Here is a 13,462-nt window from a genome sequence, read left to right as displayed (position 1 = left end):
GCGCGGCCCCGGCCGGGTGGGAAGATCAGGGGATGAACGGAGAGGGCGTACGAGGAGAGGGCGTACGAGGAGAGGGCGTACGAGGAGAGGGCGTACGAGGAGAGCGGCCCCACCGGGTGGCGGTCCTCGTCAGGGACGGGGTCCTGCCCATGGAGCTGGGCCTGGTCCACCAGCTGTTCGGCAACGCACGCTCGCCGGCGGGCGGACGCCTCTACGAGCTGACGACCTGCGCCCTCACCCCCGGCATGATCCGCACGGACGCGGACTTCCCCGTCCACGCCGAGCACGGCCCCGAGGCGGTGGCCGCCGCGGACACGGTGATCATCCCGGCGTCGCACGAGGAGGACGAGTCGCTGGGCCCGGGGGCGCTGCCTCCCGCCCTCGCGGACGTGCTGAGGTCCGCTGCCGGGGCCCGTATCGCCTCCATCTGCACCGGCGCCTTCGCCCTCGCGGCAGCAGGCCTCCTGGACGGCCGCAGGGCGACCACGCACTGGCTGTCGGCGGACCTCTTCGCCCGCACGTTCCCTGCCGTGACGGTGGACCCGGACGTCCTCTACGTGGACGAGGGCGCCGTCCTCACCTCCGCGGGCGAGGCGGCGGGCATCGACCTCTGCCTGCACATGATCCGCCGCGACCACGGGGCGGCGGTGGCGGCGGACGTGGCCCGCCGCAACGTCGTACCCCCGCACCGCGAGGGCGGCCAGGCCCAGTACATCCGGCGGCCGGTGGCGGAGCCACGCCTGACGTCTACGGGCCGGGCCAGGGAGTGGGCCCGGACGCGCCTGGCGGAACCCCTGACGCTGGCGGAGATGGCCGGGCGGGAGTCGATGAGCGTGCGCACGTTCAGCCGCCGCTTCCGCGAGGAGACGGGCCTGACGCCGATGCAATGGCTGACCCAGCGGCGCGTGGACCGGGCCCGCGAGCTCCTGGAGGAGACGGACCACACGGTCGACCGCATCGCGGCGGAGGCGGGCTTCGGCACGGGCGCGTCGCTGAGGCAGCACTTCCAGGCGGGGGTTGGGGTGTCGCCGGGGGCGTATCGGATGACGTTCAGGGGGACGAGGGGCGGATCGGGCTGAGCGGGGCCGGGTCTGGGGGCGGGTTTGGGCTGGGTCGGGTCTGGGGGCGGGTCTGGGCTGGGTCGGGCCCTTGCGTCGGGGCCTTGCGTCGGGCTCGGACTGAGTACGCGTACTCTGTCGCGCCTCTGGCGGAGTCGGCAGGCTCGTGCGCATGACGGCAAAGTCGATGATCATGAGCCCGCGCCACATGAGTGCGCGGATGAGCCCGCGTCGCATGGGTGCGCGGATGAGCCCGCGCCACATGAGTGTGCGGATGAGCCCGCGCCACGAACTGAGCCCCATGAACCCGCGGAACCTGCTGACGCCCCTGCCCGAGACCCCGCCCCTGCGGCGCTGGCTGACGCGGCTGATAGGCGTGGGCCTGGCGGTGGCGACGTACCTCCTCTGCCTGCCCTGGGACCTGCGCAACCGCCCCGAGACGCCCGGCGCGATCAACGAGACGACGCCGGTGACGGCGCTCGGCATCACCGCCCTGGCCGTCTCGATGCTGTCCCTGGCGGCCTACTTCGGCTTCCGTGACCGCCTGATCTGGGCGCTCCTGATGGTGGCGGGCCCGCCGGCGACGCTGATGTACGTCTCCTTCGACAGCCACCCGGAGCCGGACGCGGCGGTGTGGCCGCTGGCGTGGGGGTTCTTCGTCCTGGTGATGGGGACGGGGGTGCTCGCGGTGGCGGGCTTCGCGCGGCTGTTCAGGGACAGCGAGGCGTGAGGGGCGGGCGCTGATCGCTGGTTCGTGAGGGGCGCGCAGGCTTCTGTACCTCAGGCCCGGCGGTCGGCGTATCTCAGGCCCGGCGGTCGGCGAGGTCCGGCGGGGCCGGGAGGAGGAGCTGACCGTGTCTCAGCTCAGGCCCGGCGGTCGGCGAGCACCCACGACGCGAGCCCCACCCCACCCGCGACCCCGAAGACGGCGGGCCAGGCCCCGACCTTCTTGGCGAGCGGATGAGATCCGGCGAAGGCGGCGACGTACGTGGCGCTGAGCGCGGCGGCGGTCTTCGGGCCCGCACTCTGCCGCCACTGCCGCGCGGCAGCGGCTCCCGCGGCGGCGAGGACGACCCCGCCGAGTGGCCGCTTCTTCGTCCACCGGGCGACGGCGAACCCGCCGACGAGCCCACTGGCGGCCACTACTGCTGCCGGTACCTTCGCCATGCCTGCCTCGCTTCCACGGCTGTCGGCCGATGTTGTCGGTCGCTGCGGTTGGCCGGTGCGGTCTGCCGCTGCTTGTGGCCGATACGTCCTCAATGCATCACTGCATCCTCAATGCGTGCGTGGCCCGAGGCTAACGCGCCAGGAAAGCCTTGCGGCGAGGGGGTCTGCGCCGCGTAGGTTGGTGAGGGTGTGCGCTGCGCCTCCGCGGCGCGCTCGAAGGCGCAGTCGACGGGGGGCCGATAGTGACGAGGGACCGATAGTAAAGATGACCGCGCGAACCACTGCTGACCGCCGCACCCGAACAGCCCTGGTCGTCGGGGGTGGTGTCGCAGGCCCGGTGGCGGCGATGGCCCTGCACAAGGCGGGCATCGAGGCGACGGTGTACGAGGCCTGCGACGACTCCGCGTCGAGGCCGCCGAAGGAGCATGGCTCCCGTCGCGGCGCGGCGATGACGATCGCCCCGAACGGTCTGCAGGCGCTGGAAGCGATCGACGCGGCGGAGATGGTGCGCGCGATCGGCACCCCGGTGACGTCCCTGTGCCTGCGCAGCTGGACGGGCCGACACCTGGCCCAGCTCACGCCGCCCGCGGACCTCCCCACCACGCGCTTCGTCTGGCGCACGGAGCTGGACGAGGCGATCGCGAGGGAGGCGGAACGCCGCGACATCCCCGTACACAAGGGCAAGCGCCTGCTGGACGCGACCGACACGGGCACGGGCGTGACGGCACGTTTCTCGGACGGTTCACTGGAGAGGGCGGACATCCTGATCGGCGCGGACGGCTTGCGCTCGACAGTGCGCTCGCTGATCGACCCCTCCACGCCGAAGCCGCACTACGCCGGGACGCTCACCTTCACGGCGCGCGTCCCCAAGACGGAACTCCCTTCCACGGAGGGGGTGTTGTACATGTGCTACGGAAAGCGGGCGTACTTCGCGTATCAGATCTTCGACGACGCGTCGGCGGCCTGGTCCGTGAACCTGCCGCACCGGGAGCCGATGACGGCGACGGAGGCGCAGGCGGTGGGCGCGAAGGAGTGGCTGCGGCGGCTGGGCGAGGCGTTCGCGGACGACCGCACCTCGGCGCCGGACCTCCTGACGGACACACCCGCGGAGAACGTGCTGATCACGGGCCCCACAGAAACGATGCCTCCGGTCGCTTCGTGGAGCAGGGGCAGAATGATCCTGATCGGGGACGCGGCCCACGCGACGTCCCCCACCTCGGGCCAGGGCGCATCGCTGGCGGCGGAGAGCGCGGTGGAACTGGCCCGCTGCCTACGGGACTTGCCCCCGGGCCAGGCCTTCAAGGCGTACGAGTCCCTGCGCCGCCCCCGGGTGGACCGCATCCTGAAACACACCACGGCAACGGCGACGGCCACCTCGGCGGCAGCCCGAACAGCCACCCCAAGGCCGGCGGGCCCCCTGAGCCGAGTACTCCGGGACGCACTGCTGCCGGTGGCGACGAGGGTGGGCGGGGCCGGGGGAGCGGTGTGGGGTGCGTGGCAGTTCGACCACAGGATCGACTGGAACGAGCGAGCCGGGTAGTCCAGGTATCCCAGGTATCCCAGGTATCCCAGTTGGTCCAGTTGGTCCAGGCATGCCGGGTAGCCCGGGTGGCCCACAGGTGGTCCAGCTAGTCCAGGCAGGCCGGGCTGTACGGGTGAATTGCGGCGGGGCAGGTCTGTGTGGTCCGGGAAGAGGGGACCCCTGGACCAACACCAAGATCGTCACGTACCTGAAAGGGATCCCATGCGTATTCGTACCGCCCTGGCCGTCACCGCCCTCACCGCCGCGGCCGTGTTGGGCGCCAGCGGCACCGCCCTCGCCCACGGCGACTACGACCAGGGCAGCGTCGCCTTCGAGAACGTCGGCGGCCCGGCCGGCATCACCGAGGGTGCGGGCCACTTCGCAGGCGGCCACGACGAGGACGGCCACGGCGATGGCTGGAAGGCCGGCTTCGCCTTCGAGAACCTCGGCGGCCCGGCGGGCATCACCAAGGGCGCGGGCTACGGCGCGGGCTTCGACGGCCAGCACCACGACTAACCCCTGAGCACGACCCCGAAGGGGGCCCGCCATGGCGGGCCCTTTTCGTTTTTCCGCATCCGCCGGAGCGCCCACCGTCTACGACCGCCGTCCGCTACTGAGCGCGGTTGCTTCCACTGGGCGCGAGCGGCGGGTGCGCTGCCCGGCGGGCAGGGCTCACGGCAGCGGACCGCCTCACAAGGCCATCTCAGCCAGATGACGGAGCTCTCCGTTCGGGACAGCCAACTCCGGCTAGAACTGATGGTCTTCGCAGCCATTGGCGGCAAACTCGTGACGGGTCGCTCGTCGACAGAGCTGGTGTCCATTCCCGCTACTTCACCGCCCATGACGACCAACGTCGCAGATCTGGCACGCAGGTTGCCTGAGCGCGCGCGCCTCCTGCCGCAAACACTCAGGCTGGCGTGGCGTATTGCTGAAGCAGTGTCGCTGCGACGCATGCGGCGCGGATGATAGGCATATGCACGGCGTGTGTTATGGCGCACTCGCAGTGACGTTGTCGGGCGGGTCGGGATGGCCCTCACAAGAACATGGTGTCGGTGAGGCGGAGAAGTGAGTGTGACTGGAGGGCCGCAAGACTCGGCATACGACCAATGGCAGGCCGTGCTGGAGCGAGAGTTCCACGGGCCGCGCATGTCCGGTCATGCGGTGGTCTTCTACGTCGATGAGCTGATGCAGAGCCAGCTCATGCAGGACAACGATCTGTCGGTGGAACTGGCAGATGCGGTCAGCGCTGAGCTCCACTGGGACCGGCCGACGAGCATGTTCGGCTGGCTGGAGATGCGGTGCCGACACTGGAAGGCGGGCAGCCGGGTCGATGCTCCGCCGGTCCTCCCCCTCCTTGCTGTGAGTGTGCTCGCGGCATCCAAGATGGCAACAGAGGGCGACACTTCATCCTCCAACTACTACAAGCGTCTCGCTGAGGTCTTCCGTGTTGACACGTTGGCGCGTGACAACTTGCGTTCCTACTCGAAGCCGGTCGCTGACATGTGGGAAACGCTGGATGAGTGGATGACGTCGCGAGGCGGTGAGCGAGGATACAGCACCATTTCAGGGGACAGTCACCTGACCCGCATTGGCTACCCCATGTCCCAGGCCCTCCTGCGCGAACAGGACAGGCGTGTTCTTACAGCTTTCTTCGCCGCTGTGGGTATCAAGCCCGGCGCTCCCCAGGAGTTCCCGGGGGAGGAGATTATCCGGCGTCTGCGCCTGTGGACGGCATCGAACCAACGGAGGCTGTCCCGACCTCTACTCAAGACCTTGAGTGGGTCCGTGCCGGGAGCGGCGTCGGCCGACAAGCGCCTGGTCTTAGCGGACTTGCTGGAACGCCTGGTCGAGCATTGGGACGGCACGCTGTATGAGGGCAGTTCCGGAGGGCGCCGTGCGACCGCTCTGAGGCTGGCATTGAGTCGGCGGTCCCGTCAGCTGCGCTGGGTGCCAGAGGCGGTATCTGGGGTATCGGCGGCGACGGTGAGGGACCCGGATTCGGGCGCGCAGTACAAGCTGGACGATCCCTACGGAGGGTATTACGCCGGGCTTGAGGAACTTGAGGTCACTGCGAGCCAGTTGGCACACGGCATGGTTCTTGAGGGGGCCGACCTCTACTTGGTGTGGACAGCACAGCCGTTGATCTTCTTCACGGAAGACGAGTACAGCGGTGACTTCGTCAGTACCGGCGCGTTCCGGCCCGGAGAGAAGCACATGCTCATGACTTCGAACGATGAACTCCAGGGTGTCCAGACGGTACTTGCGGAAATTGCGGAAGACGGGTGGTGCGTTGACCGTAAGAGGCCACTCGACGGATGGACGTTGTTCAAGAAAGTCGACCTGAAGGCCGCGATTACACCGGCCGCCCTCCTTCGTGGGGACATGCCGCAGGCTTCTCACTTCGTGCCAACTACGCGTCGGGGTTTCGCCTTCGAAGGTGGACTCCGCATCGGCAGGGACCTTGGGCGCCATCATTATCTTCGGGGTGGTGTCCCGGACTGGCTGTTGCCGCGTGATGTGGCGCAGGGTGACACCGCGGTACGGATAACGCTGAGCAGCGTTGATGGCACCGACTCGCATGTCCTGCCGGTCTACGACCTGCTGAGGCCTTTCCCAGCGCGGAGTCTGTCCCTGGCTGACGGTACCTATGTGGTGAGTGCATCTGGCACGGACAAGGTCACCTTCACTGTCAGTTCGGAGCTGTGCGGGCAGCAGAACTCCGAAGCGGGAAGCATCGGACATCGCTGTGACGCACGGGCGGGGACCGAGGGGGAGGACCTTGACCGGGAAGCCAAGGCGATCCGGGGTGCAGAGGCGCCTGAGAAGTTGACGCTGCCGAGGACTCTGATGGTCCCCTCCGGAGTGAAGGAACTTGTGCTCGTGGGGGCGAATGGCGAGCTACACCCGCTGGACCTGCCCGATCCTCCGGACTGGGCTGGGGAACGACTGGCGGACGAGTCACACGGCTGCAGGGAAGTCTCAGTGGATGCGGGCTGCGTCTGGGCAATCCAGCACTGGCGGCAAGGGACCACCACGGTGAGACCCCTGGCAGAGAGTGGAAAAGAACCTGCCCCTAATCCCTCGTCCCGCGACACCAAGTGGGCGGAGACTGTGCTCGCTGCGGCTTCGGCAGGTTACGGGACCGCCTGGGGGGCGTACGTCGCGGCAGCGCGGGAGGTGGGGAAGTGACCACGACTGAGACTGACGTCGGTGGGTTGCTGTTGAACTGGGCCAGTGAGCTCGGAGCCGGGCATATTACCGACCTGAAGCGGGGCATCAGTTGGCTGGCCCGCAGTGAGAACTTCCCCATCTCTTACGGTGCCGCGGGAAGATGGGTAAGAGACTGTCAGTCACTCGGCCACCTCGATGTGGACTGGCGCACCGGACGCTGGAGCGTCGCCCCTGGTGTATTGACCAGGCTGCCCTGGGTCGGCGGACTCGCCGCGCTGGTGGGCAGCCGGACGGCGCGGTTCGAGGCGCGGGTGGCCTTGGCGGAGTCCGAAGGCGTGACACGGGTGAGAGTTCCCAGCTCGCTGCCTGATACCGACATTCCGGTGCCAGCCACTTGGCTCATTCGGTACGACGACTCCGCCGAGCTGCCAAAAACCGCTAGCCATTTGGGTGTTGCGTACACCTCGTGTTTCGCCATCCAGGCTGCCGCTTGGCTCCCCTCGCTCTCCCCCGGCCCGTTGGCGGCTCCTCCGGCCGTCGGTACAGCGGTGGAGAAGTATGACCTTAACCAAGAGAAGCCGGGCTTCCTCCCGGTCGCGCGTTGGGAGGGGAATGGGCTTTACCGCTTCCGACGGGCCGATCACCGAGTCGTGTGCCAGATCCTTCGAGACAGTTCTTGGCGTTCGGTCTCCCAGGAACGCGGTGTCTACCTGGAACTCGACAGGCTCGGAGTCGAGCCGCGAAAGAATCTTCGCTGGTTCCAGGAAGAGGGAAAGGGGCGTGAGCGTTTCGGTCGGCTAATTGTGGACTGGGGGAAGCCTCTGCCGGACCTTCAGCGACGCATCGCCGTCATGTGCACAGGCCTGCCTCCTGAATTCGGAGAAAAGTGCCACACGATCGCTTATCGCAATGTTCCCCGTGCTGTGGCCGAGCGTATTGCGATGTCACTCCGGCAAGAGCTTGGCGACAGGAACGACTGACGATGGGATAGGCGCATGTCTGCAGAAGTTTACCCCCTGGGTATTGAAGAGGCTTTCAAGCAACTGCGAGACGCATTATTTCGCTACTATGACACTCCCTTCGGTCTGGCTAATCAGCAGCTTATGCGGGAGCGGCGGGGACTTCTTGATGTGGACGGCGGTGCCTGGCGCAGGCCGTTGATTGAGATCAGGCCGCAGTACAAGTCCTGCGGCCTGGGTATCGCAGGATCGGTGGCGGAGGCAGGGGCTCCCGCAGAGCTGGCCGAACTGATCAGTGCGGGGCTGATGGAAGGCATCGAGAAGATGCACTCGCACCAGCATCACTCCCTAGTCGCGGCAGTTCGCGACGGCAAGGATGTCGTCATCACTGCCGGAACCGGTTCTGGGAAAACCGAAGCGTTCATGGCACCTGTACTCGCTGAGCTCGTACGGGAATCCACGGGCTGGGCGCGTGGAGTGCCGGCCAGTCCCCAAGCGTGGTGGTCTGGCCAGGACAGTTCTTACGTTCCCCAGCGTCGCGGCGAATCAGGGCACAAGGCGGCAGTGCGCGCTCTTGTCCTCTACCCCATGAACGCACTGGTCGACGACCAGATGATGCGTCTGCGTAAGGCGCTCGACAGCGACGGAGCGAGGCAGTGGGCTGACAAGTACCGCAATGGGCATCGTTTCTACTTCGGCCGGTACACGGGCGCCACGCCGGTCACGGGGGCGCGAAGCAACAGCCAGGCGGTCAAGAAGCTCCAGGCCCTGCTGAAGGAAACGGAGAAGCGGTCGGAGCGGGCGAGGGAAACGGCGGGAGGCGGTGACGAGCAGTACTTCGTCCCTCGCGTCGACGGTGCCGAGATGCGGTCGCGGTGGGACATGATCGATGCGCCGCCGGACATCATGATCACCAACTACTCAATGCTGAACATCATGCTCCAGCGGCCCGATGAGGACTCGATCTTCGAGCAGACCCGGCAGTGGCTGCAGGATGATCCTTCAGCCAAGTTCACACTGATCATCGACGAGCTGCACATGTATCGCGGCACGGCCGGCACTGAAGTGGCTTACCTGTTGCGTAACTTGCGCAGTCGGCTGGGCCTGGATCAGCGGCCCGAACAGTTCAGAATTCTTGCTGCGTCCGCCTCTCTCGACCCGCAGCGGGATGCCGACTTCCTGGAGGAGTTCTTCGGCGTTCCACAGGAGCGATTCCGGCTGTTGGGCGGTGAGCTCGACCTCCCCATGGCGGAGACCGCCGACATCTCGCGGTACGCGGACAGGCTGCGCGGGGTCACTGAGGCGTCGTCTGCTGCCGAGGCCGCGGAGGTACTCCAGGAAACAGGTGCGCACCGAGCTCTCTCGAGGGCCCTCTACGACGGGACAAACCTCGTCGCGCGGCTGGACAAGGACGCGGCCGAGCTCCTCTTCCCTGGTGTGGGTGAAGAGTCGAGGACTGCGGCATTCAACGGGCTGCTCACGGCCCTGCGAACAGCAGACGAAGAGCTGGCAGGCCCGCTTCCCAAGCTCCGCGGCCACCTCTTCTTCCGGAACATTCCTGGAATCTGGGCCTGTTCGGATCCAGGATGCTCCGGTGTTGAGCGGGCTGAGGGTGACGACGACCGGACGGTGGGCCGCCTCTTCGCGCGGCCGACCTCTCGGTGTAGCAGCTGCACGTCGCGTGTTCTCGAACTCCTCTACTGTCAGAACTGCGGTGATGTGATGCTCGGCGGCTACGCCCCGGTCAAAGCGATCACCGCGAAGAGTTTTGATGGAGGTCTGCTGCACGACCTGCCCGACCTCGAATCGCAGGCGGAAGGCGCATCGCCTGGGGCGACTGCGGCGAACTACATCGTGTACTGGCCGCGCACGCAGGACCCGGTGATCGACGCCACTGACTTCACCTGGAGCCGGTCGACGACAGCCAGGGGTGTGCAGAGTGCCGAATTCAAGTTCAAACGAAGTAAGTTGAGTCCGCGGACGGGTCACCTGACCAACACCCGTGACCGCAACGAGGCGACAGGATGGTCGTTCCATACGAAGGTCCCTCAGTCGCGGAACAGGAAACAGACCCTCACCCTGGAGCAGCTGCCCGCTGCCCCCACCCGGTGTCCGAACTGTGGCGACGACTGGGAAACTCCCCGGATCAAGTCCGGGGTCCTCAGCTTGTCCGACCGGCGGCGCATGAGGACGCCTGTCCGGACCATGCGGACTGGTTTCGAGAAGATCAATCAGGTACTCACGACCAGTGTGCTGTCCACACTGGACCAGAAGAAGGCAGTCGTCTTCTCCGACAGCCGCCAGGACGCCGCCAAGATTGCCGCTGGTCTAGGACTCCGCCACTACCAGGACCTTCTCCGGCTGCTGCTTGCCGAGCTCGTCGGTGAGCAGGGGAACCCCACAGACGACGTGGAACTCGTGCGCAGGTACTTCACGCATGAAGGGTCGGTCGACGCGCAGATCGCCAAGCATGCGCTCGCCCGCATGCGCTCACGCGACAAGGACGCCGTGACGGCGCTCAGAGAGATCTGGAAAGCCGACCCGATCGACGGGCCTCCCGATCCGGTCCGTGAGGCAGAACTCCTTGCGCATCTCGGAAGATTTCCGAGCTTGAAGTCTCACTCCGTGCAGATGGAGGAGAAGCTTCTGGCCCTGGGCGTGAACCCCGGCGGCCCCAAGGAGAGCTTGGAGCGCGTGGAGTGGCAGAAGGGCTCTCCGGACCTGTCATGGGCGTCTCTCTACGACTGGACTAGGCTGCCGGTTGAGCCCCAGCACGGAAACGAGGAGCGCCAGGAAGACCTCCTGAAGCGCATTCAGGAGTCGCTGCGTGCGGAGATGCTGGGGGGCCTCTTCGGTAGTGCTGGAAGGGACTTCGAATCGCTGGGGCTCGGCTGGCTGAGCCTCGCGACCGACACTTCGCCCATCGACGCTGACCCCGGATCCGACACCGGTCTCGTACGAGCCAGTCTGCGGGTGCTCGGCCACTTGCGACGCTTCCATGAGCTGCGTGACGGACAGGCTGAACCGCCCGCCCCACTGCGTATCTTCTGGGAGTCGGTGGCGGCGCACACGGGCGAGCACCTAGACGATGTACGCAGCCGGGCCGAGCGCGGCTGGGGAGATGCAGTACGTGACTTCTGTATTAACCCCGAGAAGGTCAGCCTCAGGCCAGCGGGACCTCATATGTGGGTCTGCGGTAAGTGCAAGCGCAAACATCTGCACCGGGGCGCTGGTGTCTGTACCAAGGCCAAGTGCGGGCAACTGCTTCCGGCCGACGCCAAGGCGGTGACCAAGGCAGAGGATGACTACTACGCATGGCAGGCCGCAGGGGGCAAGGGAAAGTTCCGCCTCAACTGCGCCGAACTTACGGGACAGACGGACAGGCTTGCCGCACAGTCGCGGCAGGCCCGATTCCAGAACATCTTCCTTGAGGGCACCGAAATCGAGGGACCTGACAGCGTTGATGTCCTCTCGGTCACCACGACCATGGAAGCTGGCGTAGACATCGGTTCGCTGGCTGTCGTGCTCATGGCCAACATGCCGCCCACTCGGTTCAACTATCAGCAACGAGTGGGCCGGGCTGGGCGTCGTAGCGCGCCGGTAGCGCTCGCGCTGACTGTGTGCAGGGGCCGCAGCCACGACGAGTACTACTTCCAGGCTCCGGAGCGGATCACTAACGACGAGACGCCCAAGCCGTATCTCTCGACAGATATGCCTGACATCTACCAGCGTGTTCTTGCCGCTGAAGTGCTCCGTCGCGCCTTCGTGGATGTGGGCGGTGCCGCAACGGACGGGGAGGAGCTGGATGCGACGCGCAATGTCCATGGTCAGTATGGAACGGTCGCTGACTGGCCACGTGTGCGGCAGTCCATCAGCCATTGGGTCGATCGTCATCACGAGGACATCGCGGAAATCGCCGCCGCTCTCGCGGCTCATACAAGAGACCCCGGCCAGGCGCAGCACGCGGTTCGATGGGTCCAGGGCAGCCTCATCGGCGACATCAATCGCATTACGGAGGCTGAACACGGCCACGGGGACCTGAGCCAAAGGCTGGCCGAGGAGGGGCTGCTGCCGATGTTCGGCTTCCCCACCAGCGTTCGGTACCTCTACACGCGCAAGCCCAACAGGGCATACCCGTGGCCTCCTGGCGGCGTAGTCGACCGCGGGCTTCCCATTGCTGTCTCACAGTTCGCTCCCGGTGCGGAGACGGTGAAGGACGGAGCGGTTTACACCGCTGTCGGCGTTGCGAACTACCGCCCGGCGGGATTTCAGGCCCAGGCTGTCCGTGATCCTCTGGGGCCAGCTCGGCACATCGGAATCTGCCGTGCGTGCTCCCACGTGGAGGAGGGAGTCTCGCCAGCCGACGGCGCTGACGAGCCGTTGTCCTGCCCCGCCTGCACCTCGGGTGACGGGATGTACGCACACATTGAGCTCCGGGAACCCGAAGGCTTCTTCGCGCCGCCCAAGCCTCCCTTCAAGCGTGATTTCGACGGCAACTTCTCCTGGCGGGCCCGCTCGCTCGCACCCAGGACGGGGACGAACCTGGAGACCGAAGCACGGGAGCGAGAGGTCGGGCCGTCGACGCTTGCCATCCACGCCGGCAAGGGGCGCCGGTACGCGGTGAACGACAACGGCGGCAGCCTCTTCAGATTCGCTCCTGTCCAGGCCACCAATCTGTGGTCCGGGGCCTACGCCGAGATGGGTGCCATCGAGGGGACTCCGCTGATCAAGGTGTATGAGGACCAGGTGGTGAATGTGGCCCTTGGAGCCACTCAGCGGACAGACCTCTTCTTGTTCGGTCCGACTGAGCCGATCGTCCGTGAGCACGGATACCGGTTCGACCTGTCGCCAGTGCCACAGCTAACGGGGTTCCCGGATGACCGCACGGGCCGCAAGGCTGCCTGGTATTCCCTGGCAGCGCTCCTGCGGAAGTCCGCCGGAGCGCTGCTCGATATCCAGCCGACTGAGATTGCCGCCGGTATCCACGGAGCGGTGACCAAGGACGTGGGAGCCAGGGTCTTCGCTTTCCTCTCCGACACCCTCGACAACGGCGCGGGGTACTGCACGCACCTGGCGGAGCCTGAAACTTTCGCTCATCTGATGGCGGCCACTGAGGCCATGCTGGCGAAGTTCACCGAGGGCGCCCACGGGGAGGAGTGCCGGGGTTCTTGCTACGAGTGCCTGCGTGACTACACGAACATGGCCTACCATCCGCTGCTCGACTGGAGGCTTGCGGGCGATCTGCTAAGCGCCATGCAGGGCCGAAAGTTGGATGTGGACCGCGACAACGCGCGCGTTCTGCTGGAGAACTGGAGCGCCGACACGGCGGAGGCCACGGCCGTGGTTGAGCTGGACAGCCATCCAGTAGTGATCTTCGACGACACGGTCGCTGTCGCAGTGAAGAGCCCCTTCGAGATGGTGGGGGAGGACCTGGAGAGTGAGCGGATCACGAGGGTCGGTGACGATATCGCTCAGCAGGAATGGGATGTGGCGGTCGTCTTCGTTGACGACTTCCTGCTGGAACGAGTGCCGTCCCGGGTGACCGTTCAACTAGGAGATTTCCTGGACCAGTAGGGCGAACCAGG

General features: G+C 66.5%; 8 protein-coding genes. 7 read left to right on the top strand and 1 reads right to left on the bottom strand.

Annotated features, from left to right (window positions below; translation table 11 throughout):
- The first annotated feature begins 32 nt into the window (after positions 1-32).
- The gene (locus AB0E78_RS24980; protein WP_361836431.1) at positions 33-1,079 is read left to right on the top strand and encodes a helix-turn-helix domain-containing protein; all 1,047 of its coding nucleotides are present in this window, start codon (positions 33-35) and stop codon (positions 1,077-1,079) included.
- A gap of 151 nt (positions 1,080-1,230) precedes the next feature.
- Positions 1,231-1,788, top strand: a complete 558-nt coding sequence (locus tag AB0E78_RS24975; protein ID WP_361836429.1) for a hypothetical protein — start codon at positions 1,231-1,233, stop codon at positions 1,786-1,788.
- Positions 1,789-1,922: 134 nt separating this feature from the next.
- Here AB0E78_RS24975 and AB0E78_RS24970 read toward each other — a convergent pair whose 3' ends face one another.
- Positions 1,923-2,225, bottom strand: a complete 303-nt coding sequence (locus tag AB0E78_RS24970; protein WP_361836426.1) for a hypothetical protein — start codon at positions 2,223-2,225, stop codon at positions 1,923-1,925.
- 265 nt (positions 2,226-2,490) lie between these two features.
- On the opposite strand from AB0E78_RS24970, the gene AB0E78_RS24965 reads away from it, so the two are divergent.
- From AB0E78_RS24965 to AB0E78_RS24945, 5 genes are all read left to right on the top strand, one after another.
- Positions 2,491-3,765, top strand: a complete 1,275-nt coding sequence (locus tag AB0E78_RS24965; protein WP_361836424.1) for an NAD(P)/FAD-dependent oxidoreductase — start codon at positions 2,491-2,493, stop codon at positions 3,763-3,765.
- Positions 3,766-3,969: 204 nt separating this feature from the next.
- Complete coding sequence (locus AB0E78_RS24960; protein ID WP_361836421.1) at positions 3,970-4,263, top strand: hypothetical protein; 294 nt, start codon at positions 3,970-3,972, stop codon at positions 4,261-4,263.
- 645 nt (positions 4,264-4,908) lie between these two features.
- Positions 4,909-6,936, top strand: a complete 2,028-nt coding sequence (locus AB0E78_RS24955; RefSeq protein WP_361836420.1) for a hypothetical protein — start codon at positions 4,909-4,911, stop codon at positions 6,934-6,936.
- Positions 6,933-7,898, top strand: a complete 966-nt coding sequence (locus tag AB0E78_RS24950; protein ID WP_361836417.1) for a hypothetical protein — start codon at positions 6,933-6,935, stop codon at positions 7,896-7,898. The genes AB0E78_RS24955 and AB0E78_RS24950 overlap by 4 nt, the downstream gene beginning before the upstream one ends.
- A 15-nt stretch (positions 7,899-7,913) precedes the next feature.
- A complete protein-coding gene (locus tag AB0E78_RS24945) occupies positions 7,914-13,451 on the top strand; it encodes a DEAD/DEAH box helicase (protein WP_361836414.1) in 5,538 nt (1,845 codons plus the stop codon).
- Positions 13,452-13,462: the final 11 nt, after the last annotated feature.

Origin of the sequence: Streptomyces sp. NPDC032198 (assembly GCF_040636975.1) — a bacterium.
Lineage (GTDB): Bacteria > Actinomycetota > Actinomycetes > Streptomycetales > Streptomycetaceae > Streptomyces.
Note: the sequence above shows the minus strand (reverse complement) of the source record. Positions and strands in the feature narration are given on the sequence as shown.

What these genes read in the sequence shown, in the direction of transcription:
- AB0E78_RS24960 (WP_361836421.1), top strand. Translation starts at nt 3,970, where the DNA reads ATGCGTATTCGTACCGCCCTGGCCGTCACCGCCCTCACCGCCGCGGCC.
- AB0E78_RS24975 (WP_361836429.1), top strand. Translation starts at nt 1,231, where the DNA reads ATGACGGCAAAGTCGATGATCATGAGCCCGCGCCACATGAGTGCGCGG.
- AB0E78_RS24965 (WP_361836424.1), top strand. Translation starts at nt 2,491, where the DNA reads ATGACCGCGCGAACCACTGCTGACCGCCGCACCCGAACAGCCCTGGTC.
- AB0E78_RS24945 (WP_361836414.1), top strand. Translation starts at nt 7,914, where the DNA reads ATGTCTGCAGAAGTTTACCCCCTGGGTATTGAAGAGGCTTTCAAGCAA.
- AB0E78_RS24980 (WP_361836431.1), top strand. Translation starts at nt 33, where the DNA reads ATGAACGGAGAGGGCGTACGAGGAGAGGGCGTACGAGGAGAGGGCGTA.
- AB0E78_RS24970 (WP_361836426.1), bottom strand. Translation starts at nt 2,225, where the DNA reads ATGGCGAAGGTACCGGCAGCAGTAGTGGCCGCCAGTGGGCTCGTCGGC.